Genomic DNA, 26,407 nt, shown 5'->3' with positions numbered 1-26,407 from the left:
CAGGCGAGCGAGTAGGAGGATCGGGCGGGATCGGTCATCGGCGGAAGCGGGAGTGTTGAGAAAAAACAGCAAGCAAAAAAATAGGGATCGAACATAGCACGGCGCTGCGCCGCGCCACACAAGGCGATGCCCCTTTCGGCGATTCGAGTGCTGCCAAATGTTACGCCCCGGAGCTAGGGGAAAACCCAAATAAGCTCCGCCTCCCGGCTATAATCCAAATTTCCCGCACGCGCCCGCTCGTCCCGGGTGCTCATTACGATGACCAAATACGTATTTGTCACCGGCGGTGTGGTGTCTTCCCTGGGCAAAGGCATCGCCGCTGCGTCGCTCGCCGCCATCCTCGAGTCGCGTGGCCTGCAAGTCACCATGCTGAAGCTCGACCCGTACATCAACGTCGATCCGGGCACCATGAGCCCGTTCCAGCATGGCGAGGTGTTCGTCACGGAAGACGGCGCCGAAACCGACCTGGACCTTGGCCACTACGAGCGTTTCATTTCGGCTCGCATGCACAAGGTGAACAACTTCACCACCGGCCAGATCTACGAATCCGTGCTCCGCAAGGAGCGCCGCGGCGACTACCTGGGCAAGACCGTCCAGGTCATTCCGCACATCACCAACGAAATCCAGGACTTCATCGCCCGCGGCGCCGAAGCCGCCTGGAACGGCAACACGGACGTCGCGATCGTCGAGATCGGCGGCACCGTGGGTGACATCGAGTCCCTGCCGTTCCTGGAAGCCGCCCGCCAGATGAGCCTGCGCATGGGCCGCAACAACGCCGCCTTCGTGCACCTGACGCTGGTGCCCTTCATCGCGTCGGCCGGCGAACTCAAGACCAAGCCGACCCAGCACTCGGTGCAGAAGCTGCGCGAAATCGGCATCTACCCGAACGCGCTGCTGTGCCGCGCCGACCGCCGCATCCCGGACGACGAGCGCGCCAAGATCTCGATGTTCTCCAACGTGCCCCTGGACGCGGTCATCTCCGTCTGGGACGCCGATTCGATCTACAAGATCCCGGCGATGCTGCATGCGCAGGGCGTGGACAACATCGTCTGCGAAGCGCTGGGCCTGACCCCGCCGCCGGCCGACCTGTCCATGTGGGACAACCTGGTCGAGGCGCTGGAGCACCCGCAGCACCAGCTCACCATCGGCATGGTCGGCAAGTACGTCGACCTGACCGAGTCGTACAAGTCGCTGACGGAAGCCCTGGTCCACGCCGGCATCCACACGCGCTCGAAGATCAACATCGAGTACATCGACTCCGAAGACATCGAAACCCGCGGCACCGACCAGCTCAAGCACCTGGACGCCATCCTGGTTCCGGGCGGCTTCGGCAAGCGCGGCACCGAAGGCAAGATTGCCGCAATCCGCTACGCCCGTGAAAACGGCGTGCCGTACCTGGGCATCTGCCTGGGCATGCAGCTGGCCGTGATCGAGTTCGCGCGCCACGTCGCCGGCCTGGGCGGCGCCAACAGCACGGAATTCGATCCCTCGGCGCCGCACCCCGTGGTGGCCCTGATCACCGAATGGATGGACCGCGAAGGCAAGGTCGAAAAGCGCAACCAGTCGTCCGACCTGGGCGGCACCATGCGCAAGGGCGCGCAGCGCGTGCCGATCAAGCCGGGCACCCGCGCGCAGTCGATCTACGGCGACGAAGTGAACGAGCGTCACCGCCATCGCTACGAGGTCAACAACGTCTACGTGCCGCGCCTGGAAGAAGCCGGCATGGTGATCAGCGCCCGCACGCCGACCGAGAACCTGCCGGAAATGATGGAATTGCCCGACCACCCGTGGTTCGTGGGCGTGCAGTTCCACCCGGAGTTCACGTCGACCCCGCGTGACGGCCACCCGTTGTTCGCCAGCTATATCCGCGCCGCCATCGAGCAGAAGGCTCGCCGCGGTCAGGAGGCGTAATGCGCGTCTGCGGTCTGGAGTTCCGTAAGCGGATCTTCGGGACCGCGGGCCGCCGCCTCAGCGCCGCCCTATACGGCGGCGCTTCTTTCGGATACAACCAATTAGCATCGGATATGCGTCGCCCGGCCGCCTTGCGCGACACTGGCGGCGTCGCCGTATCCGGCGTCAGACCAAAACCAACGCAACTGCTCTGAAGGAATCCCATGAGTGCCTACCTCATCGCCGACGTCTCAGTGACCAAGCCCGCGCAGTACGAGGACTACAAGCGTCTGTCCACGCTCGCAATGCGCGCGTACGATGCGAAGATCCTGGTGCGCGGCGGCGATTCCAGGCACCTCGAGGGCCGTGAGCCTGGCCGTACCGTCGTCATGGAATTCCCCTCCATGACCGCGGCCCAGGCTTTCTACGACTCCTGGCAGTACCGCCGCGCCCGCAATGCCCGCGAAGGCGCGGCTGTCATGAATATGTTTATCGTTCAGGGAATGTAAAGTCATGAGTGCTATCGTCGATATCATCGGCCGCGAGATTCTGGATTCGCGCGGCAACCCCACCGTCGAATGCGATGTGCTGCTGGAGTCCGGCGCCATGGGCCGCGCGGCCGTGCCGTCGGGCGCGTCCACCGGCGCGCGCGAAGCCATCGAGCTGCGCGACGGCGACAAGAGCCGTTATCTGGGCAAGGGCGTGCTGCGCGCCGTCGAGAACCTGAATACGGAAATCTCGGAAGCCCTGATGGGCCTGGACGCCCAGGAACAGACCTTCGTCGATCGCACCCTGATCGAGCTGGACGGCACCGAATCCAAGGAACGCCTGGGCGCCAACGCGATCCTGGCCGCCTCCATGGCCGTGGCCCGCGCCGCCGCCGACGAATCGGGCCTGTCCCTGTACCGCTATTTCGGCGGCAGCGGCCCCATGAGCATGCCCGTGCCGATGATGAACGTCATCAACGGCGGCGCGCACGCCAACAACACGCTGGACCTGCAGGAACTGATGATTCTGCCGGTGGGCGCAGGCAGCTTCCGCGAAGCCCTGCGCTGGGGCGCCGAAGTCTTCCACATGCTCAAGAAGCTGATCCACGGCCAGGGCATGTCCACGGCAGTGGGCGACGAGGGCGGTTTCGCGCCCAACGTGGCCAGCCATGAAGCCGCCATCCAGCTGATCCTGAAGGCCATCACCGAAGCCGGCTACGAGCCGGGCACGCAGATCGCCCTGGGCCTGGATTGCGCCAGCTCCGAGTTCTACCGCGACGGCAAGTACACGCTGGCCGGCGAAGGCGGCATCTCGCTGTCCTCGCAGGAGTTCACCAATCTGCTGGCCACCTGGTGCGACAAGTACCCGATCATCTCGATCGAAGACGGCATGGCCGAAAACGACTGGGAAGGCTGGAAGCTCCTGACCGACCAGTTGGGCAAGAAGGTGCAGCTGGTGGGCGACGACCTGTTCGTCACCAACACCAAGATCCTGCGCGAAGGCATCCAGAAGGGCGTCGCCAACTCGATCCTCATCAAGATCAACCAGATCGGCACCCTGACCGAGACCTTCGCCGCCATCGAAATGGCCAAGCGAGCCGGCTACACCGCCGTCGTGTCGCACCGTTCGGGCGAAACCGAAGACTCCACCATCGCCGATATCGCCGTGGCGACCAACGCCATGCAGATCAAGACGGGTTCGCTGTCGCGTTCGGACCGCATGGCCAAGTACAACCAGCTCCTGCGCATCGAGGAAGAGCTGGCTGAAGTCGCGTCGTATCCCGGCTTGGAAGCTTTTTACAACCTGCGTTGATGAGAAGCGCGGCCCCAGGCGCAATCCCGGGGCCGCATCCACGCCACGACTGCTGAGGGTTCCCGCGTATGCGCCTGTTGTTCCTGGTGCTGTTCGTGCTGCTAGGCCTGATCCAATACCCGCTGTGGCTGGGTAAGGGCGGGTGGTTCAAGGTCTGGGATCTGCAACGCCAGGTGGCGGAGCAACGCGAGACCAACGAAGGCCTGCGCGCGCGCAATGCCGCATTGGAAGCGGAAGTGCGCGACCTCGAAGGCGGCTCCGGCGCCATCGAGGAACGCGCCCGCGGCGAACTGGGCATGATGCGCGACGGCGAGGTGTTCGTGCACATCCTGCCGCAGAACACCCCGGCCCCGGCTGGCGGCGCCTCTTTGGCTGCCGACGCCGCGGCCAAGCCGGCCACCCCCGCGCGCGCCAGCGCGCCGGCGGTCCGCCCTGCGGCTACGCCTCCCAAGCCCGCCAATCAGGCCAACGCCCGGCACTGAGCGCCGGCTGCCGTTCCTGTTCATTCCCCGTTCCGTTCAACCGCAGCGCACGCTGCGGCACTCTCCGTACACGATGCCGGCGGGTTGCGGCGTCCTGCGCGCCCAATCCACCGGGTGCGAATGCATCTCCGTTTCCAGTTCCATGCGCAGGGGCAACAGGCCCCGGGTCTGCGCGTTTCCGGCAAAGCTGCCGCGATCGGAGCCCAGCGCGGCCAGCAGCGCCCGCAAGGGTGGCAGCAACGGCTTGTGCAGATAGGTCAGCCGCAGCTTCAAGGTGTTGGCCTGGAATATGGTCTGGCCGCCCGGCTGCGGCGGCCGGCGCGCATGCTGCAGGTCCTGGTAGCCGTTGTCGATGGCGCGCAGGCCTGACGCCGCGGGCACCTTGAGATCCGGGCGGGCGTGTTCGCGGAACGATTGCTCGTCGGGCAGCAGGACTTCGATGCGCCAGGGGTGGGTACCCGAAATGGCAGCCAGCTCGGCTTGCTCGTCTTCCTGGCGGCGGCGTGCGCCGGCCTGGCCCTGCGCATCGGCGTACCGCGGCAGCAGGACCTGCAGAAAGGCCATGCGCATGCGCGCTGGATCGCCGTGCCCGGTGGCGCCGGCGCGTCCCGCCTCCATCAGCGCCAGATAGGCCATCTGGCGCACGCCCTGCCAGCGGGCCGTTTCGATCGCCAGCAGGCCCAGCAGCAGCACCACGGCGCCCGCCACCGCGAATTCGATGGCGGCGGCGCCGCGTTGCCGGCAGGAGGGAGCATGAAAAAAGGCGGTCATGGCTGCGCAGTCTGGCGCAGGCATGGCCGCCTGTCGATGAGGATAAGCCGGCGTGATCGAAACGTCCCGGCGGCCAGGCCGCCGGTGTGGATCAGTGCACCGTGGGAGGTTCGTCCGCGGCCGGAGCTGCGCCGGACGAGAACAAGGTGGCGCAGTCGACGGAGTCGAACTTATACGGTTTGCCGCAGAAGTCGCAGGCCACGTCGACCTGGCCGCGTTCGGCCAGGATGCTGTTGATCTCTTCCTGGCCCAGCGTGCGCAGCATACTGGCCACGCGTTCGCGGGTGCAGGGGCAGTGCCAGCGCACCGCCAGCGGATCGAACGCCACCAGGGTTTCTTCCCAGAACAGGCGATGGATCAGCGTGTCGATGTCGGTGGCCAGCAGTTCGTCGCGCTTGATGGTGCCGGCCAGGGCGCAGGCACGGTCCCAGGTTTCGGCGGCGTTCTGCTCGGTAAGAGCGGGCGCGTCCGAGCCACCGTGGTAGGGCAGGCGCTGGATCAGCATGCCCGTGGCATGGTCGGCGTCGGCCGCCAGCCACAGCCGGGTATCCAGCTGTTCGGAGGCTTTCATGTAGTGCTGCAGGGCTTCGGCCACGGTGTCGCCCTGCAGGGGCACGATACCCTGATAGGCCTGCTGGCCCGGCAGCTTGCGCTGCGGATCCAGCACCACGATGAAACGGCCGTTGCCGCCCGGGTTCAGCAGGCTTTGCATGTTGCCGTCGCTGGGCACGTCGTGGCCTTCGCGCATCTTGACGGTGGCGCGCAGGCTCAGGTCGTTGCGGCATTCCACCACCAGCAGCGCAATGGGGCCGTCGCCCTGGATCTGCAGCACCAGCGAGCCGTCGAACTTGATGTTGGCGGCCAGCAGCGTGGACGCCGCCACCAGTTCGCCCAGCAGGTGGGTGATGGCGGGAGGGTAGTCGTGATTGGCCTGCACGGCCTTCCAGGTCGCGTCCAGGCGCACGGCCTGGATGCGGACGCTGCGGTCTTCGGTAAGGTATTTCTTGAGCTGATCGGTCATGGAGGAATGTTAGCCGATCAGGCCCGTCTATTCCCCCTGCCGCCAGCAGGGTCGAAGCGCCGCCCCGGGGCGCTCAGCCGATCCGTTTCAGCGCGGTCTTGTAGTGTTGGCCGCGCGCCACGTAATGGGCGGTGTTCTTGTGCAGATTGGCGATTTCCTCGTCCGAGAGCTCGCGGACGATCTTGCCGATGCCGATGACCAGGGAGTTGTCGGGAATGATGCGGTCTTCCGGAATGATGGCGCCGGCGCCGATCAGGCAGTTGCGGCCGATGACGGCATTGTTCAGCACGATGGCCTGCATGCCCACGAGGGCGCCTTCATGGATGGTACAGCCGTGCAGCATGGCCTGATGGCCTACCGTGACGTTGGGGCCGATGGTCATGGGACAGCCGTCGTCCACGTGCAGCACGCTGCCTTCCTGGATATTGGTGCCGCTCTTGATCAGGATGGCGTCGTTGTCGCCGCGGATCGACACGTTGGACCAGATGCTGACGCCTGCCTCCAGCGTTACGTTGCCGATGATGTCGGCGCTGTCGGCCACATAGGCCGCCGGGTCGATGCGGGGAATCAGGTCGTCGAGCTGGTAAATGGGCATGCCTAGGTCTCCGGTTGCGGCGTCACGCCTTGGGGGCGTGCGGCGCGTCTGTAATGGCTGCGGTCATCCGCGAGCGCTCTTCTTCGCGCAGGCGCAGGATGCGGCGCTGGATTTTACCGGTGGTGGTCATGGGCAGCTCGTCGACGAATTCGATCTCCTTTGGGTACTCATACGGGGCCAGGCGCTCGCGCACATGTTCCTGCAGGTTCTCGATGATGTCGTTGCGGTCGCGCTGCGCGAACTCCGGCGTCAGCACCACGTAGGCCTTGACCAGGGCGCCGCGCTCGGCGTCCGGCTTGGGCACGACGGCGGCGTTGGCCACGGCCGGATGCCCGATCAGGCAGCTTTCGATTTCGCCCGGCCCGATGCGGTAGCCGGCGGACTTGAATACGTCGTCGGCGCGGCCTGCGTACCAGAGGTAGCCGTCGGCGTCGATCTTGGCCAGGTCGCCAGTCAGGCACCAGTCGCCCTTGAACTTGGCCTGGGTGGCGGTTTCATTGCGCCAGTAGCCCAGGAACATCACGGGATCCGGGTAGCCATGGATGTCGAGCCGGTTTACGGCGATCTCGCCGGTGGCGCCGGGCGCGACCGGCTTGCCGTCCTCGTCCAGCACCGCGACGTTATGGCCCGGGTAGGGGCGGCCCATGCTGCCTGGTTTGGCGGGCCAGCGCTTCTGGCTGTTGCCCACCACGTAGTTCATTTCCGTCTGGCCGAACATTTCGTTGGGCGTTACGCCCAGCGCCGATTGGCACCATTCGAAGACGGTCTCGCCCACGCTTTCGCCGGCGCTCATGATGGAACGCAGGGCCAGCTGGTAGCGGCCGCGCGGCTCCGGCACCGCTTTCATCATCATCTTGAGCGCGGTGGGGAAGAGGAAGGTGTTGGTGACCTGGTAGCGTTCCAGGAGCTCGAATGCGCGCTCGACCGAGAAGCGGCCGCGCGTGCCGACGATGGGGTGGCCGAAGTAAAGGGTGGGCAGAAGGGCGTCCATCATGCCGCCGGTCCAGGCCCAGTCGGCCGGCGACCAGAACACGTCGGCGGGCTTGGGGAACCAGTCCTGCGAGGCCACGAAGCCCGGCAGGTTGCCGATCAGCACGCTGTGCGGCAGCAGCGCGCCCTTGGGGGCGCCGGTGGTGCCGGAGGTATAGAGCAGGATGGCCGGATCCGAGGAACGGGTCTGGACCATCTTGAATTCGCTGGGTTGGCGCGCCAGCAGGCTGCGCCAGGGCAATACGCGTTCGTCGGCGAAGCCGATGCCGATGATCTGCTGCAGGTTGGGACAGTTGTCGCTTACGGCCAGCAGGTTGGCGCTGGAGGCGTAATCCACGATCGCGACCCGGGTTTCGGAGTCGCGCAGGCGGCTTTCCAGGGCCTCGGGGCCGAACAGGGCGGACAGCGGCAGCACTACCGCGCCGACGCTGTAGATGGCCATATGGGCCACCACGGTCTCGGGCCGTTGCCCCAGCACCACACCCACGCGGTCGCCGCGCCCAACGCCCATTTTCACCAGGCCGTTGGCCAGCTGATTGGCCGCTTCCGCCAGGCGGGCATAGGTCCAGACCTCGCGGTTGCCAGATTCATCTTCGTAGTAGATGGCAATGCGCCGCGCATCCGGACTGCTGGATGCCCAGCGGTGGCAGCACGCTTCCGCGATGTTGAACTGGGTGGGTACCAGCCAGCGGAATGTTTGGTAGAGCGCCTGATATTGGTCGTTCATGGCCCTATGTTGTGAGCATGTTGCAGCGTGAACGGGTCAAGTTGGCCCGTTGCCCCAGATGCAAGCATGACCTAGAGGGCCGTGAACTGCAACATCCCCGTTGCGTAACGGGGACGCATACGGGTTATCACGGGTGTTTGCCTTGGCGGCGCAGTGCGGAGGGCAGGGCCGGCAGCGTCAGCGAGCGGGGCGGCCGGGCGGCGGGATCGGCTTCGCGATCCGCCATGACAGTGGCCCAGTCCAGCAACTGGAGCTGGCCGTCGTGCGTCTCCGCCAGGGCGGACAGGCTCTCCACCCAGTCGCCGTCGTTGCAGTAGAGGATCTCGCCCACGTAGCGCAGTTCGGCCTTGTGGATATGGCCGCAGACCACGCCGTCCAGGCCCCGTCGCCGGGCTTCGCCCGCCAGCGCCTCTTCGAAGTCCGTGATGAAGGACACGGCGTTCTTGACCTTGTGCTTCAGGTATTGCGACAGGGACCAGTAATGCAGTCCCAGGCGGTGGCGCAGCCGGTTGAAATGATGGTTGATCCACAGCGCCAGTTGGTAGAGCCCGTCGCCCAGGTGGGCCAGCCAGCGGCTGTGCTGGATCACGCCGTCGAACTGGTCGCCATGCAGCACCAGCAGGCGCTGCCCCTTGGCGGTGGTGTGCACGTCCTCGTCCAGGATCTCGATGTCGCCGAAGGCATAGCCAGCGAACTCGCGCGCGAATTCGTCATGGTTGCCCGGGATGAATACGACCCGGGTGCCGTTGCGCGCCTTGCGCAGGATGCGCTGGATGACGTCGTTGTGCGCCCGGGGCCAGTGCCAGTGCTTGCGCAGCTGCCAGCCGTCGACGATGTCCCCCACCAGGTAGAGCGTGTCGGAATCGTTGTGGTCCAGGAAGTCGAGGAGGAATTCCGCCTTGCACCCGGCGGTGCCCAGGTGAATATCGGAAATCCAGAGGGCGCGCCAGTGCGCGGGGCGGATTTCGTTCACGGTCGCTTTCCCAGGGGCTGTGCTCATGCCTGGGAATGAAACCATCCGGCGATGACCGGAACGTGAACGCTGCGTGACGCTGTTGTGACGGCGGGCGAGGCTCTGCGATGCACGGCGGACCGCCGTGCATCGGGTTCATGGGTTCGGGGGGGGCCGCGACCGGAGTCGGCAGTCAGGGCTGCTGCGGGTTGGCCTTCTTGGCCCGCAGGCGCTTCCAGATGCCGCCGCCCAGCGCGGCCGCGGCCAGCAGGCCGACCTTGGCGAACTTGGCCAGGAAGGCGGCGATCACGGCGAACAGGCCCAGTTTCTTGGCCGCTACGCCAGCCACCAGGGCGGCCAGGCCGTACTCGGCCACCTTGTCGGTCGAGGAGTTGAAGTCGGCGTAGCGCTTGCCTTCGACGTAGTTCAGGTTGTCCAGCAGGGTCAGCACGGCCGTCTTATCCTTGGGCACCATGCTCTTCTGCGTGATCAGGTCCAGCGTGATGTAGCCGTCGCGGCCCAGCGCGTAGGTGTTGTAGTTGACGGTGGGGTTCTCGGTGGCGCTTTCGCCCTTGTGCTTGACCGCGACCGACCAGACCAGGCGCTGCGAGTTGCTGTCGTACTTCGGCGCCTCGACCCAGCCGTCCATGATCAGTTCGGGGAAGCCACGCTTCTTGCGCTCTTCGTTGGACTGCTCGGTGCCTTCGCGCAGGCTGTCCAGCAATTCGTTGACGTTCCAGTTCTTGGCGTCGTCGTCCTTGATGTAGCCGGCCTTGTCGAAATTGACGGTGATGACCCAATCGTCATCGTCGCTCTTGGGCATCACCACGCCCAGCAGGGAAGGATCCTTGCCGTTGCCGTAGGCCGCCATCAGCCGGTCCGCCTGCAGGCGCGGCACGAAGAACATGGATTCGGGCAGATGCACGACCGCCTGCTCGCCCAGTTTGACGTCGGCGGGCCCTTCCTGGGCAGCGGCGAAGGCGGCCTTGGTGGCCGCTTCGATTTCCTGTTGGGCGGCGGCGTTCTGCGCCAGGGCGTCGGCGGGCAGCAGGAACAGGGCGCTGGCGGCGGCCAGCGCAACACGGGAAAGGAAAGCGCGCATGATGGTTCTAGGGCGTCTGAAAAAAGGGGCCCCATTGTCTTTGCGGTCGACTTTCAACTTTCTGAAAGCAAAAGGCTAATTCGGCGCACGATGTTGCCGTTTGTCGCAGAATGTATACGGCGGGTCGGCTGACGCTGCCGGCGCAGGCTAGCGGGCCTTCTTGTGGCGCGGCGCGTTGCGCAGCCGCGTGCCCAGGATGCGATCGTGCAGGAACTGGCCGTCGGGATCGAACCAGGACCAGACGAAGATGGTGAAGGGCGCGGCGACGATGAACATGTCCATCGAAGGCCAGCCGGTGGCGCTGGCGGCCGCCCACACGACCGCCGCGCCGGCCAGCACCAGAGGCCAGACCAGGACGTAGCGCAACATCAGGCGGGTCGTGGACGGGGTGTTGCCGTCGCGGTCGACCAAGCGGATGTTCCAGGTTTTCATGGGCAGGGTCTGGCCGCGGCGTCGCCAGCACAGCACGAAATACGCTCCGATGGCGACGAACAGCCAGGCCTGCCGGGCGCCGCGCAATTCCAGCGCGTTCTTGCTCTGGGTCAGGGTATCCAGCAGGTAGCCAGCCAGGAACACCACGCCAAACAGCAGCACGGCTTCGTACATCATGCAGGCGAACCGGCGCAGCCGGTTGGGGGTCTGGTCGAGGAGGGCGTCGGTCGTCATGGGTCGCTATTATCCGACAAAGCCCAGGCCTTCCAAGGCAAAAAAAAACCCACCGGTAAGGGCGGGTCTTAAAAGGGGCTATGCAGCCCCCAAGGGGAAAACTGTTCAGGCCGTAAGCCTGGGCCTTGCTCAGGCGGCGGAGTGCGCGTTCTTGGCGCTCGTCTTGCCAGCCAGGGCACGGATGCCGTGGGCCAGCTTACGCAGGCCGGCGGCCAACGCCCGCATCGGGTGCGGGCGGAATTGTTCTTCGATAGCCTGGAGCATCAGTTGGCGCTCGAGTTCGTCGGTCAGGCGGATGGTGTTGTTCGGGTTGATCACAATAGCCTCCACGGGCTTGCACTGTTTGTTTAGCTACTAGGGATAACCCGAATTATAGGGGTTAACCCTGAACTTGTGCAAGTGCCTGGTGCATATTGGCAACACCTTGGTGCGATGATGCGCTCAAACGGTGCTGGGGAAAACCATAAGCAAAGATAAGCGCGCCATGTTGCGGCGCCTTTACAACGCGCTGTTCAAGGGGAAGGGGGCGCCGGGGGCCGAAACCTCCCGGGGTGCAGGGGCGCTCAGGCGTCGCGGTAACCGGCCGCGACCAGCTCGAAACCGAACAGGCGGCAGTCCAGCGAACCGTTGTGCAGCGGTACGCGGCGCTTGGGCTTCAAGCGCATCTGGTTGGGCAAGGTGAGGTCGCTGGTGATGACGTGCAGTTGCCAGCCCGCGAAATTGCGCTTCAGGCAGGTGGCCCAGTCGCGCCACAGATCCGCGTCCTGTTCCGTCCCCATGCGCTCGCCATAGGGCGGGTTGGTGACGATCCAGCCGTGGTCGGCGGGCGCCGTGACGTGGCGGGCATCGCCGACCTCGAAGCGGATCGAGTCTTCGGTCAGCCAGGCGCGTTCGGCGTTGTTGCGGGCGAATTCGATCGCGCGCGGGTCCAGGTCGTAGCCGACCAGCGGCGCGTCCAGTTGCGGCAGGATGCGCGCGCGGGCATCGTTCTTCAGGTCGCGCCAGCGGTAGGCGTCATGTCCGCGCAGGCGTTCGAAGCCGAACGGGCGCGAGATGCCCGGGGGCACGCCGAGGGCGATCCAGGCAGCCTCGATCAGGATGGTGCCCGATCCGCAGAACGGATCCAGCAGCGGGGCGGCCGGATCCCAGCCCGCCAGCGCCAGCATGCCTGCGGCCAGGTTCTCGCGCAGCGGCGCCTCGCCCTTGTCCAGGCGCCAGCCGCGCTTGAACAGCGACTCGCCCGAGGTGTCCAGGTATAGCGTCGCGGTATGCCCGGTCAGGAACAGGTGCACGCGGGCATCCGGACGCACGGTGTCGATGCTGGGGCGTTCGCCTTCCAGTTCGCGCAGGCGGTCGCAGATACCGTCCTTGGCGCGCAAATTGCAGTACTGCAGGCTTTGCACCGGGCTCTTGATGGCCGAGGTATCCACGCGCAGGGTCTGCTCCGCGCCGAACCAGCGTTCCCAGGGAGTGTCGCGGGCCAGGTCCAGGATGTCGTCTTCGTGCGAAATCTCGGCATGGGCGACCTGCACCAGGATACGGGTGGCCAGGCGCGAATACAGGTTGGCGCGCTGCACGCCGGCCCAATCGGCCGTGAACGAGCAGCCAGCGCGGCCGGCCTGGGCGTCTTCGAAGCCCAGCGCCTGCATTTCGGCCGTCAGCGCCTCTTCCAGTCCTTGGGGGCAGGGGGCAAAGATGGGAAATGTTTCCGCCTGGCGGGTTTCGCGCGGACGGCGGCTGCGGACCTCGACGGCGGGTTCGCGGTGGTCTTGGTCCCGGTTACGTGCTTCGACAAAATCCGATTCGTGCTCGGGTTCAGCCTGATATTCCGGCGCCGGACCGTCGTCCTCGAACGGGTCGTAGAAGCGTCCCGCCGGGGTGGCCGGCGCGATGTACTGATCGTCGCGCAGGCGCGGCGCGCGCTGCGGGGCGCGGCCGGAGCGGCCGCCGGATTCAGTTTCGCGGCGCGGGCTGTCGGCCCGTTTGCGGTCCGTAGCAGGTCGCCCCGATGCCGCCCGGTCCGAGGCGCCGCGTCCCGGCGCCGCCCGATCCGACGCGCCGCGCGCGGACTGGCCGCGGCCGGCGCCACGCGGGCCGCGGGCTTCCTCGTCCTTGCGCCGCTGATAGGCGGCGGGATCTTTCTGGCGTTCGATGCTTTCCTTGGTGCGCTCCTGTTGCGCGACCAGACGGGCGCGGGCGCCGCTGCGGGTGCGCTTGGGGGCGTCTTCGGCATAGGCGTCGCGCGCCGTTTTCTTGATCGTCAGCGTCTTGCGCGGGCGGTCCTGTTCATCAGAGGACATACGAATCCTGGCGAATGTGCAGAGGTAGGGGTATCAGAAGGGTTTGACGACGACCAGCGCCACCACCACCAAGAGCAGCAAGACGGGAACTTCGTTGAACCAGCGATAGAACTTGTGCGAACGGGTGTTTTTGCCCTGTTCGAATTTGCGCAGCATCAGGCCACAGGCGTGATGGTAGCCGATGACGAGCAGGACGAAAAAGAGCTTGGCGTGCATCCAGCCGTTGCCGGGGCCCACGCCGATGCGATAACCCAGATAGAGCCACATGCCGAATATCACCGCGACCACGGCCAGGATGGTGGTGAAACGGTACAGGCGGCGCGCCATGCCCAGCAGGGTGGTCTGGACCGCGGGGTCCGATTGCTGCGCCAGATTCACGAATATGCGCGGCAGGTAGAACAGGCCGGCGAACCAGGAAGCGATAAAGACAATATGAAAGGTCTTGACCCAAAGCATGGCCATGGCGCGATCCAGTCGAGGAAAGCCGCATTGTAAGCTGCGCCACTACGCGTTCAGGCCAAGAGGCAAAGCCCCGCGGACAGGGCTTTGCGGGGAGGCGGCTCAGATCACGTACAGGTCGACGTACTCGTGGACCGGCATGGCTTCCAGCCGCTTCTGGTCCAGCGAGGCCTGCAGGATGCGGTCTTGCTGGCGGGCTGGGAACATGCGCGCCAGATTGGTGCGGAACTTGGTTTCCAGCAGCGGTATGCCTTCGGCGCGGCGGCGCTTGTGGCCGATGGGGTACTCGCAGACGATCTCGTCCAGCCGCGTGCCGTCCTTGAATTCCACCGTCAGCGCATTGGCGATCGAACGCTTGTCGGGGTCGTGATAGTCGCGGGTGTAAGCCGGGTCTTCGACACACACAATCTTGTCGCGCAGCGCGTCGATGCGCGGATCCCGCGCCACCGCGTCCTCGTAGTCGGCCGCGGTCAGGCGGCCGAACAGCGTCGGTACCGCCACCATGTACTGGATGCAGTGGTCCCGGTCGGCCGGGTTGGCCAGCGGTCCCTTCTTGTCGATGATGCGGATGCAGGCTTCGTGCGTGCGGATTGTGATTTTCGCGATGTCGTCGGCGTTCTTGCCGGCGGCCTGCAGCCGAGCGTGGAGTTCCATTGCGCACTCGACGGCGGTCTGCGCATGGAATTCGGCTGGAAACGAAATCTTGAACAGCACGTTTTCCATCACGTAGCTGCCGTAGGGGCGCTGGAACCGGAACGGCTGGCCTTTGAACAGCACGTCGTAAAAGCCCCAGGTCTTGGCCGTCAGCACGGACGGATAGCCCATTTCGCCGGTCCGGGCGATCAGCGCCAGGCGCACGGCGCGGCTGGTGGCGTCGCCCGCGGCCCAGCTCTTGCGGCTGCCGGTATTGGGCGCGTGGCGATAGGTGCGCAGGCTCTGGCCATCGACCCAGGCCAGCGACACCGCATTGATCACTTCATCGCGGCTCAGGCCCAGCATCTGCGCCACCACGGCGGTGGAGGCAACTTTCACCAGCACGACGTGGTCCAGGCCGACCTTGTTGAAGGAGTTTTCCAGTGCGATGCAGCCCTGGATCTCGTGCGCCTTGATCATGCCGGTCAGCACGTCGCGCATCAGCAGGGGCGGTTTGCCGGCCGCGACCGCCGTGCGGGACAGCCAGTCGGCGGTGGCCAGGATGCCGCCCAGGTTGTCGGACGGGTGGCCCCATTCGGCGGCCAGCCAGGTGTCGTTGAAGTCCAGCCAGCGGATCATCGTGCCGATGTTGAAGGCGGCCTGCACGGGATCGAGCTGGAATTGCGTGCCCGGCACCTTGGCGCCGTGGGGCACTGTCGTGCCGGGGACGATGGGCCCCAGGAGTTTCCTGCACGCTGGGTACTCCAGCGCTTCCAGGCCGCAGCCCAGCGTGTCGATCAGGCAGTTGCGCGCCGTTTCGTACGCCAGGCCGCTCTGGATTTCATACTTCAGGACGTAGTCGGCGATATCGACCAGAACCAGGTCGGGATCGGGACGGACGTTGGAGATCGGGGCAGACATAGCGGTACCTCTCCATGGAATGAATACAGGTGGCCATGCCGTGCCCTCGTCCGCGCCCTGGTGTCGTGGCTTACTTGCGCTTTTCCAGCGGCACGAACTTCTGGTCTTCCGGGCCCACGTAATTGGCGGTGGGGCGGATGATCTTGTTGTCGATGCGCTGCTCGATGATGTGGGCCGACCAGCCCGCCGTGCGCGCGATGACGAACAGCGGCGTGAACATGGCGGTGGGGACTCCCATCATGTGATAGCTGACGGCCGAGAACCAGTCCAGGTTGGGGAACATCTTCTTGATGTCCCACATGACCGTTTCCAAGCGTTCGGCGATGTCGAACATCTTGGTGCTGCCGGCCTTCTTGGACAGCTTCTTGGCCACTTCCTTGATGACCTTGTTGCGTGGGTCGGACACGGTATAGACGGGGTGGCCAAAGCCGATGATAACTTCCTTGGCTTCGACGCGGCGGCGGATGTCGGCCTCGGCCTCGTCCGGGGTTTCATAGCGCTTCTGCACGTCGAAGGCCACTTCGTTGGCGCCGCCGTGCTTGGGGCCGCGCAGCGCGCCGATGGCGCCCGAGATGGCGGAGAACATGTCCGAGCCGGTGCCGGCGATGACGCGGGCCGTGAACGTGGACGCGTTGAACTCGTGTTCGGCGTACAGGTTCAGCGAGATGTGCATGGCCTTGACCCACTCGTCGCTGGGCTTTTCGCCGTGCAGCAGGTGCAGGAAGTGGCCGCCGATGCTGTCGTCGTCCGTCTGCACGTCGATGATGCGGCCGTTGTGGCTGTAGTGGTACCAGTACAGCAGCGCCGAGCCCAGGTTGGCCATCAGGCGGTCGGCGATGTCGCGCGCGCCCGGGGTGTTGTGGTCGTCTTTTTCAGGCAGCACGCAGCCCAGCACGGACACGGCGGTGCGCATCACGTCCATCGGGTGGCTGGCGGCGGGCAAGGCTTCCAGCGCGGCTTGCAGCTGGGCGGGCAGGCCGCGCAGGCTGCGCAGCTTTTCCTTGTAGGCCTTCAGTTCGGCCTTGTTCGGCAGCTTGCCGTGGACGAGCAAGTGGGCGATTTCCTCGAACTCGCTGGCGTCGGCGATGTCCAGGATGTCGTAGCCGCGGTAGTGCAGGTCGTTGCCGCTGCGGCCGACCGTGCACAGTGCGGTGTTGCCGGCGACGACGCCGGACAGCGCAACCGACTTCTTGGGCTTGAAGCCGGCTTTTTCTTCCGGCTGGGCGTCCGTCTTGGCCACTTGCTTCTTGGGAGCCGTGCTCATGTCTCTACTCCTTCCTTTCGCGATGGTCGTTGCTATTGGGGGTGGGCATGCAAGGCGCCGGGCGGCTGCCGCGACGCCGGAAACCGTGGGCTGGCTTAGGCCTTGCCCTTCTGGAACAGCGCGTCCAGCTTCGATTCGAATTCGTGGTAACCGATGCGGTCGTACAGTTCCTCGCGCGTCTGCATCAGGTCCACCACGTTCTTCTGGTGGCCATCGCGGCGGATGGCGGTGTAGACCGCTTCGGCTGCCTTGTTCATGGCGCGGAAGGCCGACAGCGGGTAGAGCACCATGCCCACGCCCACGCTCTTCAGTTCTTCCACCGAGAACAGCGGCGTCTTGCCGAATTCGGTGATGTTGGCCAGCACCGGCACCTTGACCGCCTTGACGAAGCGGTCGTAGGTAGGCAGGTCGTAGGCGGCTTCGGCGAAGATCGCGTCGGCGCCCGCTTCCACGCAGGCCAGCGCGCGCTCGATGGCGGCGTCCACGCCATGGGAGGCAATCGCGTCGGTGCGGGCGATCAGGTAGAAGTCCGTATCGGTGCGGGCGTCGGCCGCGGCCTTGACGCGGTCGGCCATTTCTTCGGTCGAGACGATTTCCTTGCCGGGGCGATGGCCGCAGCGCTTGGCGCCGACCTGGTCTTCGATGTGGCAGGCGGCGGCGCCGAACTTGATCAGGCTCTTGACGCTGCGGGCGATGTTGAACGCCGACGGGCCGAAGCCGGTATCGATGTCGACCACCAGGGGCACGTCGCAGACGTCGGTGATGCGGCGCACGTCCGTCAGGACGTCGTCCATGGTGTTGATGCCCAGGTCGGGCAGGCCCAGCGAACCAGCCGCGACGCCGCCGCCGGACAGGTAGATGGCGCGGTAGCCGGCGCGCTTGGCCAACAGCGCGTGATTGGCGTTGATGGCGCCGATGATCTGCAGGGGGCTTTCTTCGGCAAGCGCGCGGCGAAAGAGGGCGCCGGCGGATTCGGGTCTGGACATGGGTGGTCTCCGTAATTTGGACCGGGTGTTTTCGTGGGCCCCGGATGAAACGACTGGACTGCGGACTGGCGCGTTGCAGGCCAGGCCGGGATGCGTCCCGTCCTGGTTCCTGACCTTACCGCGGGCCCGGAAAATAAATCTGTCCCCTTCGCGACATTCCTTTGCGCAGGGGCAAAGGGACAGGTTTATGTTTCGGTCTTGCCTAGGAATTGGGCCCGCGCAAACGGGCCCAATTCTTTACTCATGCGCTGCTTACTTCAGCAGGTCCTTGACGCCGTCGCGCTCTTCGAGGAGCTCTTTCAGCGTGAAGTCCAGGCGCTCGCGCGAGAAGGCGTCGATTTCCAGGCCTTCGATGCGCTTGTATTCGCCGTTTTCGGTCGTGACCGGCACGCCGTAGATGATGCCTTCGGGGATGCCGTAGGAGCCGTCCGACGGGATGCCCATCGTGACCCACTTGCCGTTGCTGCCCAGGACCCAGTCACGGACGTGGTCGATGGCGGCGTTGGCAGCCGAAGCGGCCGAGGACAGGCCGCGGGCTTCGATGATGGCGGCGCCGCGCTTGCCCACGGTGGGGATGAACGTGTCGCGGTTCCAGGCGTCGTCGTTGATCAGCTTGGACAGCGATTCGCCGCCGACGGTGGCGAAGCGGTAGTCGGGGTACATCGTGGGCGAGTGGTTGCCCCACACGACCAGCTTTTCGATGTCGGCGACGGCCTTGCCGGACTTGGCAGCCAGTTGCGACAAGGCGCGGTTGTGGTCCAGGCGCAGCATGGCGGTGAAGTTCTTGGCGGGCAGGTCCGGCGCCGACTTCATGGCGATGTAGGCGTTGGTGTTGGCCGGGTTGCCGACGACCAGGACCTTGACGTTGCGGCTGGCGACGTCGTTCAGGGCCTTGCCCTGAGCCGTGAAGATCTGGGCATTGACCGACAGCAGGTCCTTGCGTTCCATGCCGGGGCCGCGCGGGCGGGCGCCAACCAGCAGGGCCACGTCGGCGTCCTTGAAGGCGGTGCGCGGGTCGCTGTGGGCGGTGACTTCTTGCAGCAGCGGGAAGGCGCAGTCATCCAGTTCCATGATGACGCCCTTCAGGGCCTTTTGCGCTTTCTCGTCGGGGATTTCCAGCAGTTGCAGGATGACGGGTTGATCTTTACCCAGCATTTCGCCGGAGGCGATGCGGAATAGCAGTGCGTAACCGATTTGGCCGGCGGCGCCGGTGACGGCGACACGCAAGGCAGGCTTGGACATGGACGTTCTCCGTAATGGTTTGGCGAGAAAAAATCTCACCAAGCAGTGTAATCGTTGGGCGTGAAAATCAACGCGTGTGCAACGGCGTGCGCAGCGGCAGGCGCAGCGGCAGGCGCAGCGGCAGGCGCAGCGGCAGGCGCAGCGGCAGGCGCAGCGGCAGGCGCAGCGGCAGGCGCAGCGGCAGGCGCGGGGCCCGGACAGCGTTGAATCCTAGATCGAATTTACGTGTCCGTCAATTGCTCTTCTATCTTATATAAGACATAAGACGTTGGACAGCCGCCCGGCCAATATGCCACAATAGAGCGTTTATTCGAATGCGCCGCAACCCGGTTTCGGTTGCGCGCCTGTATCAAGCCAGAACACTGGCGGCAGCAGCGCATTGCGGATGGGTTCGCTGCCTTGCGCCGCCCTCCCATTTCCCCGGATAAACATGACTCAATCAAAAAGATCCATGGCAGAGCCCCGGCCCGAAACCTCCTTACGCATTCGCGCCGCCCGCACGGCGGGCGAGGGGGCCGCTTTCAGTCCGCTCTACCGGCAAATCAAGGATCTGCTTGTCCAGAGCCTGGAACGCGGCGAATGGAAGCCCGGCGAACTCATCCCCAGCGAAATCGATCTGGCTGCCCGTTTCCAGGTAAGCCAGGGCACGGTGCGCAAGGCGGTCGATGAGCTGGCTGCCGAGCACATGCTGCTGCGCCGCCAGGGCAAGGGCACTTTCGTCGCCACCCACCACGAAGCGCGCGTGCGCTACCGCTTCCTGCGCCTGGCCGCCGATGACGAAGGCGAGGCCGGCCGGGCCGAAAGCCGCATCCTGGAATGCCGGCGCCTGCGGGCGCCCGCCGAGATCGCGCGCGCCCTGGACCTGCGTGCCGGCGAAACCGTCGTCATGATCCGCCGCCTGCTGTCCATGGGGCAGACGCCCACCGTCGTGGACGACATCTGGCTGCCCGGTTCCATTTTCCGTGGACTGACCCTGGAGCTGTTGACCGCCAACAAGGCGCCGCTCTACGGTCTGTTCGAATCCGAATTCGGCGTGAGCATGGTGCGCGCGGACGAAAAGCTGCGCGCGGTGATCGCGCCGGCCGAGGTCTGTCCGCTGCTTAATGTTCCCGCCGGGACGCCGTTGTTGCAGGTTGATAGGGTGTCTTATACGTATGGTGACCGCCCCATGGAAATCCGCCGGGGGTTGTACTTGACCGATCGATACCACTACCGCAATAGTCTGAATTGATGAGTTTTTTACCTACGATTTGATACCGACCCTATCTCTGGGCGAAAATACCGTGTTTGCCCGCAAGGGCTACGGCATTTCCGCCGTAACGATTCCCTAGTTCCGAAACACCGAGGCCGTCATGTCCGACACCGCTGCCAAGCCACGTCCGCAGTTTCGCAATATTGGTATTGCGCAACTCGCCAGCTACCGCCTGCCCCTGGCCGGCAAGCTGTCCATCCTGCACCGCGTCAGCGGTGCGCTGCTGTTCCTCTGTCTTCCCTTGGTCATTCTGCCGCTGTTCGCGGCCAGCGTGGCCGCACCGCAGACGTTCGCAGCCGTGGCCGCGTACGCCGGCAACCCGATCGTCAAGCTTGTCTTCCTGGTCCTGATCTGGGGCTATCTGCACCACTTCTGTGCCGGCATCCGCTACCTGCTGCTGGACCTGCACATCGGTATCGACAAGCTGTCGGCCAAGAAGAGCGCCGGCGTGGTTTTCGGGGTGAGCCTGGCGCTGACCCTGGTGTTCGCTCTCAAACTGTTCGGAGTGCTGTAATGGCCGACGTCAAAAACTACGGACCCAAGCGTCTGGTCGTGGGCGCCCATTACGGCGTCATGGATTTCATCATCCAGCGCATCACCGCCGTCATCATGGCCGTGTATACGCTGGTGCTGCTCATCGGCATCCTGATTATGCCGGCCTTCACGTACGAGCACTGGACCGCGCTGTTCAACTTCTACGTGGGCGTTCTTCCGGTTGGCCAGATCCTGGCCACCCTTGCATTCATTGCGCTGGCCTGGCATGCCTGGATTGGTGTGCGCGACATCTGGATGGACTACGTCAAGTCGGTGGGCGTGCGCCTGCTGCTGCAAGTGCTGACGATCCTCTGGCTGGTCGGTTCGGTCGTTTACTTCGCGCAAATCCTCTGGAGCATTTAAGCCGTGGTCTCTGTCATGAAATCCCTGCCGCGCCGCCAGTTTGATGTGGTGGTCGTTGGCGCCGGTGGAGCCGGCATGCGTTGTTCGCTGCAACTGTCCCAAGCGGGCCTGTCCGTTGCAGTGCTGTCCAAGGTGTTCCCCACGCGTTCGCACACGGTTGCCGCACAGGGCGGCGTGAGCGCCTCGCTGGGCAACATGAGCGAAGACAACTGGTACTGGCACATGTACGACACCGTCAAGGGTTCGGACTGGCTGGGCGACCAGGACGCCATCGAATTCATGTGCCGTGAAGCGCCGAACGCCGTGTACGAGCTCGAGCACTTCGGCATGCCGTTCGACCGCAACCCCGACGGCACCATCTACCAGCGTCCGTTCGGCGGCCACACCGCCAACTTCGGTGAAAAGCCGGTCCAGCGCGCCTGTGCCGCTGCCGACCGCACCGGCCACGCGCTGCTGCACACCCTCTACCAGCGCAACGTCGCCGCGCGCACCCAGTTCTTCGTCGAATGGATGGCGCTGGACCTGCTGCGCAACGAAGCGGGCGACGTCGTGGGCGTGACCGCCCTGGAAATGGAAACGGGCGAAATCTACATCCTGGAAGCCAAGACCACGGTGCTGGCCACCGGCGGCGCCGGCCGCATCTGGGCCGCTTCCACCAACGCCTTCATCAACACCGGTGACGGCCTGGGCATGGCCGCCCGCGCGGGCATTCCGCTGCAGGACATGGAATTCTGGCAATTCCACCCGACCGGCGTGGCCGGCGCCGGCGTGCTGATCACCGAAGGCGTGCGCGGCGAAGGCGGCATCCTGCTGAACAAGGATGGCGAACGCTTCATGGAGCGCTATGCGCCCACGCTGAAGGATCTGGCCCCGCGCGACTTCGTGTCCCGCTCGATGGACCAGGAAATCAAGGAAGGCCGCGGCTGCGGTCCGGACGGCAGCTACGTGGTCCTCAAGCTGGATCACCTGGGCGCCGACGTGATCAACAAGCGTCTGCCCTCGATCCGCGAAATCGCGATCAAGTTCGGCAACGTGGACCCGATCAAGGAACCGATCCCCGTCGTTCCGACCATCCACTACCAGATGGGCGGCATTCCGGCCAACTACCACGGCCAGGTGCTGACACGCGAAAACGGCGAGAACAAGATCGTCAACGGCCTGTACGCCATCGGCGAATGCGCCGCAGTGTCGGTGCACGGCGCCAACCGCCTGGGCACCAACTCGCTGCTGGACCTGATCGTGTTCGGTCGCGCCACCGGCAACCACATCGTCAATTCGCATCCGGAACGCCAGCACGCGCACCAGCCCGTGCCGCAGCAAGCCGTCGAATTCTCGCTGGACCGCATCAACAAGCTGGAATCGCGCACCTCGGGCGAGAAGACCCAGGACATCGGCAACGCCATCCGCTTCTCGATGCAGCGCCACTGCGGCGTGTTCCGCACGCTGGAACTGCTGAACGAAGGCGTGACCCAGATCGAAGATCTGGCCAAGCAAGCCGACAACATCTACTTCAAGGACAAGTCCAAGGTGTTCAACACCGCGCGCGTCGAGGCGCTGGAATTGGCGAACATGACCGAAGTGGCCCGCGCCACGATCAAGTCGGCCGCCAACCGCACCGAAAGCCGCGGCGCGCACGCGCTGGACGACCACCCGACGCGCGACGACGAGAACTGGCTGAAGCACACGCTGTGGTACTCCGAAGGCAGCCGCCTGGATTACAAGCCCGTGCAGATGAAGCCGCTGACGGTCGAGTCCTTCCCGCCCAAGGCGCGTACCTTCTAAGTCCGGATTGAGCCCACTATGAGCACCAAGAGAATCGTCAAGTTCGAAATCTACCGCTACGATCCGGACAAGGACGAGCGCCCGTACATGCAGAAGCTGGAAGTCGAACTCCAGCCGACCGACAAGATGCTGCTCGATGCGCTGGTGCGCATCAAGAACGACGTCGATGACAGCCTGGCCCTGCGCCGCTCGTGCCGTGAAGGCGTGTGCGGTTCGGACGCCATGAACATCAACGGCAAGAACGGTCTGGCGTGCACGACCAACCTGCGCGAACTGAAGGAACCCATCGTTCTGCGTCCGCTGCCGGGCCTGCCCGTCATCCGCGACCTGATCGTGGACATGACGCACTTCTTCAACCAGTACCACTCGATCCGCCCGTACCTCATCAACGACACGCCGCCGCCCGAAAAGGAACGTCTGCAGTCGCCCGAGGCCCGCGAAGAGCTGGATGGCCTGTACGAGTGCATTCTGTGCGCGTGCTGTTCCACTTCCTGCCCGTCGTTCTGGTGGAACCCGGACAAGTTCGTCGGCCCGGCCGGCCTGCTGCAAGCCTACCGCTTCATCGCCGACAGCCGCGACGAAGCCACGGGCAGCCGCCTCGACAATCTGGACGATCCGTACCGCCTGTTCCGTTGCCACACCATCATGAATTGCGTCGACGTCTGTCCCAAGGGACTGAACCCGACCAAGGCGATCGGCAAGATCAAGGAACTGATGGTTCGCCGTACGGTCTAGTTTTTATTAAGCGCATTTTGCCTCCGGCGGCATTTTTTGCCGCCGGGCCGTCCCAAGGCAAAAACGCCCCCAAGGGGGGCAGCAAGCCCGCGTAGCGGGTGCGGCGTGGGGGCTTTTAAAGGTGTAAAGAAGGATGAGCAAGCTAACTGAATTGGAGCGGGCGCGCTTGCGTTGGCGGGCGCGCCGCGGCTTGCTCGAAAACGACTTGATCATCACCCGGTATCTGGATGCCCACGAGGCTGAGCTTACCGATGATGACGTAGCCGCATTGACGCAGCTTTTCGAGATGGGAGACAACGACCTTCTCGACCTGCTGCTGGCCCGCAAAGAGCTTGAGGGCGCGCTGGACACGCCCAGGCTTCGGAGCATCATTGGCCAGATGCGCGCGCTCTGATTAATTGAGAGGAATGAACATGAACCTGTCTGACAAAAAAGCCACTCTATCCTTCTCGGATGGCAGCGCCCCCATTGAGTTCCCTGTTTACAAGGGTACGGTTGGTCCGGATGTGATCGACATCCGCAAGCTGTACGGCCAGACGGGCATGTTCACGTTTGACCCCGGCTTCATGTCCACCGCTGCCTGCGAATCGGGCATCACGTACATCGACGGCGACAAGGGCGAACTGCTGTACCGCGGCTACCCCATCGAGCAATTGGCCGTCAATTGCGACTTCATGGACATCTGCTACCTGATCCTGAACGGCGAACTGCCCAACAAGGACCAGAAGGCCGATTTCGATTCGCAAGTGACCCATCACACGATGGTCAACGAGCAGCTGCACTTCTTCCTGCGCGGCTTCCGTCGCGACGCGCACCCGATGGCCGTGCTGACCGGCCTGGTCGGCGCGCTGTCCGCGTTCTACCACGACTCCACCGACATCACGAACCCGCAGCATCGTCACATCTCGGCCATCCGCCTGATCGCCAAGATGCCGACGCTGGTCGCGATGGCCTATAAGTATTCGCAAGGCCAGCCCTTCATCTACCCGCAGAACGACCTGTCCTACACGGGCAACTTCCTGCGCATGATGTTCGCCACGCCGTGCGAAGACTACAAGGTGAACGAAGTCGTCGAGCGCGCGCTGGACCGCATCTTCATCCTGCACGCCGACCACGAGCAGAACGCTTCGACCTCGACCGTCCGCCTGTGCGGTTCGTCGGGCACCAACCCGTTCGCCGCCATCTCGGCCGGCGTGGCTTGCCTTTGGGGCCCGGCTCACGGCGGCGCCAACGAAGCTTGCCTGCAGATGCTGGAAGAGCTGCAAGCCAACGGCGGCATCGCCAAGGTCGGCGAGTTCATGGAGAAGGTCAAGGACAAGAACTCGGGCGTGCGCCTGATGGGCTTTGGCCACCGCGTCTACAAGAACTACGACCCGCGCGCCAAGCTGATGCAGGAAACCTGCAAGGAAGTGCTCTCGGCCCTGGGCCTGGAAAACGACCCGCTGTTCAAGCTGGCCATGGAACTGGAACGCATCGCCCTGTCGGATCCGTACTTCGTCCAGCGCAAGCTGTACCCGAACGTGGACTTCTACTCGGGTATCGTCCAGCGCGCCATCGGTATCCCGACCTCGCTGTTCACGGCCATCTTCGCGCTGGCCCGCACGGTGGGCTGGATCGCCCAGTGGAACGAAATGCTGTCGGATCCCGATTACAAGATCGGCCGTCCGCGCCAGCTGTTCACCGGTTCGGTCACGCGCGACGTGCCCCCGATGGACAAGCGTTGATACGCAGTCTGGCTTGAACAAGAAACCGCCTTCGGGCGGTTTTTTGTTGCCTGTACGCCGTGTGGCCGCGGCGCGATGGTTTGGCGTGTACCATCCTTGCCATGATTCCGATAGCGCTGCCTTCTGCTGGCTTCTACATTTTTGTTTCCCTGGGTTTTCTTGCCGGTCTGGCGCTGCTGGCCTGGGCCGTGGTCCTGGTCGCCAGCGGCGGCGCGCGCCGCACGGTGCGCAAGTACTGGAAGACTTCTTCCCTGGTGTTCGTCGTGCTGGCCGTGCCGTTCGCCTTCTATGCCTGGGTGCAGACGGTGATCTGGCAAATCGAACGAGAGGGCGCCCGTGCCGAGGCAGCCCGCAATGTCACGCTGCAGGAAGTCACGACCGTCGGCGGCATCGCCATGCCCGCGGGCACTCGACTGAAGCTGCAGGACGAAGGGCAGCTGGAGACCTATCTCGAAGCGGAATTTCCGCAGCCTGTGGCCATGTATGGCGTGCAGGCGTCGAGCGCGCGGCGCTATCTCAATTCGGACTATGACGACGAAACCTACGCCTTGCGGGGCCGCTATCCGCGCAACGTCATCCTGCGTGGCGCAGGCAGCCAGACCGTGCTGGGCTGGCAGTGCGACGCCACGCAGGATATCGAATTCGAGGTGGCGCGCGATGGCGCGATGAGGGCGCTGGACAAGTGCGTGCTGGGGCCGGGCAACCGCGCCGAAACCCTGGACCTTGCGCCGGGTTCCATCGTCTACGGCTCCGGCGGCACGGTCTACACCGATGGCTCGAGCGATCCGGACCGCTGGCGCATCGAGGTCAAGGATCCGATGGCGGTCCGGATATTCGGGCTGCCCTTGAGCGAGCCCCGGCTGTACCTGGACGAGGCGCGGCGCCTGCTGCGGGTCAGCGATGCGGAACTGGCCTGCCCGACGCGATTCGGCGGCGTGAGCTATGCCGCCGGCACCCAAGTCAAGTCGGTGCGCCGCGGCCGCGGCGATGCGCGCGAGCCGTTCCCGGGCGTGCTGGTGCTGAGCCCCTGGAATGGCCAGGCCGCCACACGCGACGGCCAGGCGGACGTGCCGGAAGGCATGTCGGTGATGCAGACCTTGGCTGGCGAGGTCGTGGACGTGGTCCGGAACGACACGGTGGGCGTCTTCCACTTCGCCACCTTCGTCGTGGGCGACGAGGAACCCGAGGCCCCCCGTCGCGCATCCTGCCCTTGAGC

General features: G+C 64.8%; 26 protein-coding genes. 12 read left to right on the top strand and 14 right to left on the bottom strand.

Annotated elements, in window-relative coordinates; translation table 11 throughout:
- Positions 1-258 precede the first annotated feature (258 nt).
- The 4 genes from DXK93_RS19995 (at position 259) to ftsB (ending at position 4,172) form a co-directional block, all read left to right on the top strand.
- Complete coding sequence (locus DXK93_RS19995) at positions 259-1,911, top strand: CTP synthase (RefSeq protein ID WP_054450715.1); 1,653 nt, start codon at positions 259-261, stop codon at positions 1,909-1,911.
- A gap of 203 nt (positions 1,912-2,114) precedes the next feature.
- Positions 2,115-2,399 (top strand): DUF1330 domain-containing protein, encoded by a 285-nt coding sequence (locus DXK93_RS19985; RefSeq protein WP_013392289.1) that lies wholly within the window; start codon positions 2,115-2,117, stop codon positions 2,397-2,399.
- 4 nt (positions 2,400-2,403) lie between these two features.
- Positions 2,404-3,690: a phosphopyruvate hydratase gene (gene eno / locus DXK93_RS19980; RefSeq protein WP_054450719.1), complete on the top strand. Its 1,287-nt coding sequence runs from the start codon at positions 2,404-2,406 to the stop codon at positions 3,688-3,690.
- A 68-nt stretch (positions 3,691-3,758) separates the two neighbouring features.
- A complete protein-coding gene (gene ftsB / locus DXK93_RS19975) occupies positions 3,759-4,172 on the top strand; it encodes a cell division protein FtsB (RefSeq protein WP_119450951.1) in 414 nt (137 codons plus the stop codon).
- Between the two features lie 36 nt (positions 4,173-4,208).
- On the opposite strand, the gene DXK93_RS19970 is transcribed toward ftsB, so the two are convergent.
- The 14 genes from DXK93_RS19970 to DXK93_RS19905 all read right to left on the bottom strand — a co-directional run bounded on the left by DXK93_RS19970 (position 4,209) and on the right by DXK93_RS19905 (position 18,801).
- Entirely contained in the window at positions 4,209-4,943 is a 735-nt protein-coding gene (locus DXK93_RS19970; protein ID WP_233564576.1) for a pilus assembly protein, read from the bottom strand.
- Between the two features lie 91 nt (positions 4,944-5,034).
- Positions 5,035-5,964 (bottom strand): Hsp33 family molecular chaperone HslO, encoded by a 930-nt coding sequence (gene hslO, locus DXK93_RS19965; RefSeq protein ID WP_054450725.1) that lies wholly within the window; start codon positions 5,962-5,964, stop codon positions 5,035-5,037.
- Positions 5,965-6,037: 73 nt separating this feature from the next.
- A complete protein-coding gene (locus DXK93_RS19960) occupies positions 6,038-6,559 on the bottom strand; it encodes a gamma carbonic anhydrase family protein (protein ID WP_054450727.1) in 522 nt (173 codons plus the stop codon).
- A gap of 22 nt (positions 6,560-6,581) precedes the next feature.
- Positions 6,582-8,276 carry an acyl-CoA synthetase gene (locus tag DXK93_RS19955; protein ID WP_119450949.1) on the bottom strand — a complete coding sequence of 565 codons (1,695 nt, stop codon included), beginning with the start codon at positions 8,274-8,276 and terminating at the stop codon, positions 6,582-6,584.
- 127 nt (positions 8,277-8,403) lie between these two features.
- A complete protein-coding gene (locus DXK93_RS19950; protein WP_119450948.1) occupies positions 8,404-9,276 on the bottom strand; it encodes a UDP-2,3-diacylglucosamine diphosphatase in 873 nt (290 codons plus the stop codon).
- 145 nt (positions 9,277-9,421) lie between these two features.
- Positions 9,422-10,330, bottom strand: coding sequence for a DUF2167 domain-containing protein (locus DXK93_RS19945; RefSeq protein WP_119450947.1), 909 nt, complete (start codon positions 10,328-10,330; stop codon positions 9,422-9,424).
- A gap of 147 nt (positions 10,331-10,477) precedes the next feature.
- Positions 10,478-10,996 carry an RDD family protein gene (locus DXK93_RS19940; protein WP_054450734.1) on the bottom strand — a complete coding sequence of 173 codons (519 nt, stop codon included), beginning with the start codon at positions 10,994-10,996 and terminating at the stop codon, positions 10,478-10,480.
- 129 nt (positions 10,997-11,125) lie between these two features.
- Entirely contained in the window at positions 11,126-11,314 is a 189-nt protein-coding gene (locus DXK93_RS19935) for a hypothetical protein (RefSeq protein WP_006389355.1), read from the bottom strand.
- A gap of 245 nt (positions 11,315-11,559) precedes the next feature.
- Positions 11,560-13,296 (bottom strand): class I SAM-dependent RNA methyltransferase, encoded by a 1,737-nt coding sequence (locus DXK93_RS19930; RefSeq protein ID WP_119450946.1) that lies wholly within the window; start codon positions 13,294-13,296, stop codon positions 11,560-11,562.
- A 33-nt stretch (positions 13,297-13,329) separates the two neighbouring features.
- Positions 13,330-13,758: a CopD family protein gene (locus DXK93_RS19925; protein ID WP_199728317.1), complete on the bottom strand. Its 429-nt coding sequence runs from the start codon at positions 13,756-13,758 to the stop codon at positions 13,330-13,332.
- A 99-nt stretch (positions 13,759-13,857) separates the two neighbouring features.
- Positions 13,858-15,309, bottom strand: a complete 1,452-nt coding sequence (locus DXK93_RS19920) for a bifunctional 2-methylcitrate dehydratase/aconitate hydratase (RefSeq protein WP_054450738.1) — start codon at positions 15,307-15,309, stop codon at positions 13,858-13,860.
- Positions 15,310-15,379: 70 nt separating this feature from the next.
- Positions 15,380-16,573, bottom strand: a complete 1,194-nt coding sequence (gene prpC / locus DXK93_RS19915; protein ID WP_042792448.1) for a 2-methylcitrate synthase — start codon at positions 16,571-16,573, stop codon at positions 15,380-15,382.
- Positions 16,574-16,668: 95 nt separating this feature from the next.
- A complete protein-coding gene (gene prpB / locus DXK93_RS19910) occupies positions 16,669-17,559 on the bottom strand; it encodes a methylisocitrate lyase (RefSeq protein ID WP_054450739.1) in 891 nt (296 codons plus the stop codon).
- 252 nt (positions 17,560-17,811) lie between these two features.
- The gene (locus tag DXK93_RS19905) at positions 17,812-18,801 is read right to left on the bottom strand and encodes a malate dehydrogenase (protein ID WP_013392305.1); all 990 of its coding nucleotides are present in this window, start codon (positions 18,799-18,801) and stop codon (positions 17,812-17,814) included.
- Between the two features lie 451 nt (positions 18,802-19,252).
- Here DXK93_RS19905 and DXK93_RS19895 point away from each other — a divergent pair, with 451 nt between their 5' ends.
- From DXK93_RS19895 to DXK93_RS19855, 8 genes are all read left to right on the top strand, one after another.
- Entirely contained in the window at positions 19,253-20,032 is a 780-nt protein-coding gene (locus DXK93_RS19895) for a GntR family transcriptional regulator (RefSeq protein ID WP_042792450.1), read from the top strand.
- 121 nt (positions 20,033-20,153) lie between these two features.
- Positions 20,154-20,567: a succinate dehydrogenase, cytochrome b556 subunit gene (sdhC, locus tag DXK93_RS19890; protein ID WP_013392307.1), complete on the top strand. Its 414-nt coding sequence runs from the start codon at positions 20,154-20,156 to the stop codon at positions 20,565-20,567.
- Positions 20,567-20,950 (top strand): succinate dehydrogenase, hydrophobic membrane anchor protein, encoded by a 384-nt coding sequence (gene sdhD / locus DXK93_RS19885; RefSeq protein WP_119450945.1) that lies wholly within the window; start codon positions 20,567-20,569, stop codon positions 20,948-20,950. Before sdhC ends, sdhD begins: the two co-directional genes overlap by 1 nt.
- Before the next feature lie 15 nt (positions 20,951-20,965).
- Entirely contained in the window at positions 20,966-22,732 is a 1,767-nt protein-coding gene (sdhA, locus tag DXK93_RS19880; protein WP_225589297.1) for a succinate dehydrogenase flavoprotein subunit, read from the top strand.
- Between the two features lie 18 nt (positions 22,733-22,750).
- A complete protein-coding gene (locus tag DXK93_RS19875) occupies positions 22,751-23,467 on the top strand; it encodes a succinate dehydrogenase iron-sulfur subunit (protein WP_054450743.1) in 717 nt (238 codons plus the stop codon).
- A 133-nt stretch (positions 23,468-23,600) separates the two neighbouring features.
- Positions 23,601-23,861 carry a succinate dehydrogenase assembly factor 2 gene (locus DXK93_RS19865; RefSeq protein ID WP_013392311.1) on the top strand — a complete coding sequence of 87 codons (261 nt, stop codon included), beginning with the start codon at positions 23,601-23,603 and terminating at the stop codon, positions 23,859-23,861.
- 19 nt (positions 23,862-23,880) lie between these two features.
- Positions 23,881-25,191, top strand: coding sequence for a citrate synthase (locus tag DXK93_RS19860; RefSeq protein ID WP_013392312.1), 1,311 nt, complete (start codon positions 23,881-23,883; stop codon positions 25,189-25,191).
- Positions 25,192-25,292: 101 nt separating this feature from the next.
- Positions 25,293-26,405: a hypothetical protein gene (locus DXK93_RS19855; RefSeq protein ID WP_119450944.1), complete on the top strand. Its 1,113-nt coding sequence runs from the start codon at positions 25,293-25,295 to the stop codon at positions 26,403-26,405.
- Positions 26,406-26,407 lie beyond the last annotated feature (2 nt).

Origin of the sequence: Achromobacter sp. K91, from assembly GCF_003576205.1 — a bacterium.
Taxonomy (GTDB): domain Bacteria; phylum Pseudomonadota; class Gammaproteobacteria; order Burkholderiales; family Burkholderiaceae_B; genus Achromobacter; species Achromobacter aegrifaciens.
Note: the sequence above shows the minus strand (reverse complement) of the source record. Positions and strands in the feature narration are given on the sequence as shown.

Coding starts and splice junctions, on each gene's coding strand:
- sdhA (WP_225589297.1), top strand. CDS start 20,966: ATGAAATCCCTGCCGCGCCGCCAGTTTGATGTGGTGGTCGTTGGCGCC.
- DXK93_RS19855 (WP_119450944.1), top strand. CDS start 25,293: ATGATTCCGATAGCGCTGCCTTCTGCTGGCTTCTACATTTTTGTTTCC.
- prpC (WP_042792448.1), bottom strand. CDS start 16,573: ATGAGCACGGCTCCCAAGAAGCAAGTGGCCAAGACGGACGCCCAGCCG.
- DXK93_RS19955 (WP_119450949.1), bottom strand. CDS start 8,276: ATGAACGACCAATATCAGGCGCTCTACCAAACATTCCGCTGGCTGGTA.
- DXK93_RS19940 (WP_054450734.1), bottom strand. CDS start 10,996: ATGACGACCGACGCCCTCCTCGACCAGACCCCCAACCGGCTGCGCCGG.
- eno (WP_054450719.1), top strand. CDS start 2,404: ATGAGTGCTATCGTCGATATCATCGGCCGCGAGATTCTGGATTCGCGC.
- DXK93_RS19960 (WP_054450727.1), bottom strand. CDS start 6,559: ATGCCCATTTACCAGCTCGACGACCTGATTCCCCGCATCGACCCGGCG.
- DXK93_RS19895 (WP_042792450.1), top strand. CDS start 19,253: ATGGCAGAGCCCCGGCCCGAAACCTCCTTACGCATTCGCGCCGCCCGC.
- prpB (WP_054450739.1), bottom strand. CDS start 17,559: ATGTCCAGACCCGAATCCGCCGGCGCCCTCTTTCGCCGCGCGCTTGCC.
- DXK93_RS19985 (WP_013392289.1), top strand. CDS start 2,115: ATGAGTGCCTACCTCATCGCCGACGTCTCAGTGACCAAGCCCGCGCAG.
- DXK93_RS19930 (WP_119450946.1), bottom strand. CDS start 13,296: ATGTCCTCTGATGAACAGGACCGCCCGCGCAAGACGCTGACGATCAAG.
- DXK93_RS19950 (WP_119450948.1), bottom strand. CDS start 9,276: ATGAGCACAGCCCCTGGGAAAGCGACCGTGAACGAAATCCGCCCCGCG.
- DXK93_RS19925 (WP_199728317.1), bottom strand. CDS start 13,758: ATGGCCATGCTTTGGGTCAAGACCTTTCATATTGTCTTTATCGCTTCC.
- DXK93_RS19865 (WP_013392311.1), top strand. CDS start 23,601: ATGAGCAAGCTAACTGAATTGGAGCGGGCGCGCTTGCGTTGGCGGGCG.
- DXK93_RS19945 (WP_119450947.1), bottom strand. CDS start 10,330: ATGCGCGCTTTCCTTTCCCGTGTTGCGCTGGCCGCCGCCAGCGCCCTG.
- DXK93_RS19875 (WP_054450743.1), top strand. CDS start 22,751: ATGAGCACCAAGAGAATCGTCAAGTTCGAAATCTACCGCTACGATCCG.
- DXK93_RS19860 (WP_013392312.1), top strand. CDS start 23,881: ATGAACCTGTCTGACAAAAAAGCCACTCTATCCTTCTCGGATGGCAGC.
- ftsB (WP_119450951.1), top strand. CDS start 3,759: ATGCGCCTGTTGTTCCTGGTGCTGTTCGTGCTGCTAGGCCTGATCCAA.
- DXK93_RS19920 (WP_054450738.1), bottom strand. CDS start 15,309: ATGTCTGCCCCGATCTCCAACGTCCGTCCCGATCCCGACCTGGTTCTG.
- DXK93_RS19970 (WP_233564576.1), bottom strand. CDS start 4,943: ATGACCGCCTTTTTTCATGCTCCCTCCTGCCGGCAACGCGGCGCCGCC.
- DXK93_RS19995 (WP_054450715.1), top strand. CDS start 259: ATGACCAAATACGTATTTGTCACCGGCGGTGTGGTGTCTTCCCTGGGC.
- DXK93_RS19905 (WP_013392305.1), bottom strand. CDS start 18,801: ATGTCCAAGCCTGCCTTGCGTGTCGCCGTCACCGGCGCCGCCGGCCAA.
- hslO (WP_054450725.1), bottom strand. CDS start 5,964: ATGACCGATCAGCTCAAGAAATACCTTACCGAAGACCGCAGCGTCCGC.
- sdhC (WP_013392307.1), top strand. CDS start 20,154: ATGTCCGACACCGCTGCCAAGCCACGTCCGCAGTTTCGCAATATTGGT.
- sdhD (WP_119450945.1), top strand. CDS start 20,567: ATGGCCGACGTCAAAAACTACGGACCCAAGCGTCTGGTCGTGGGCGCC.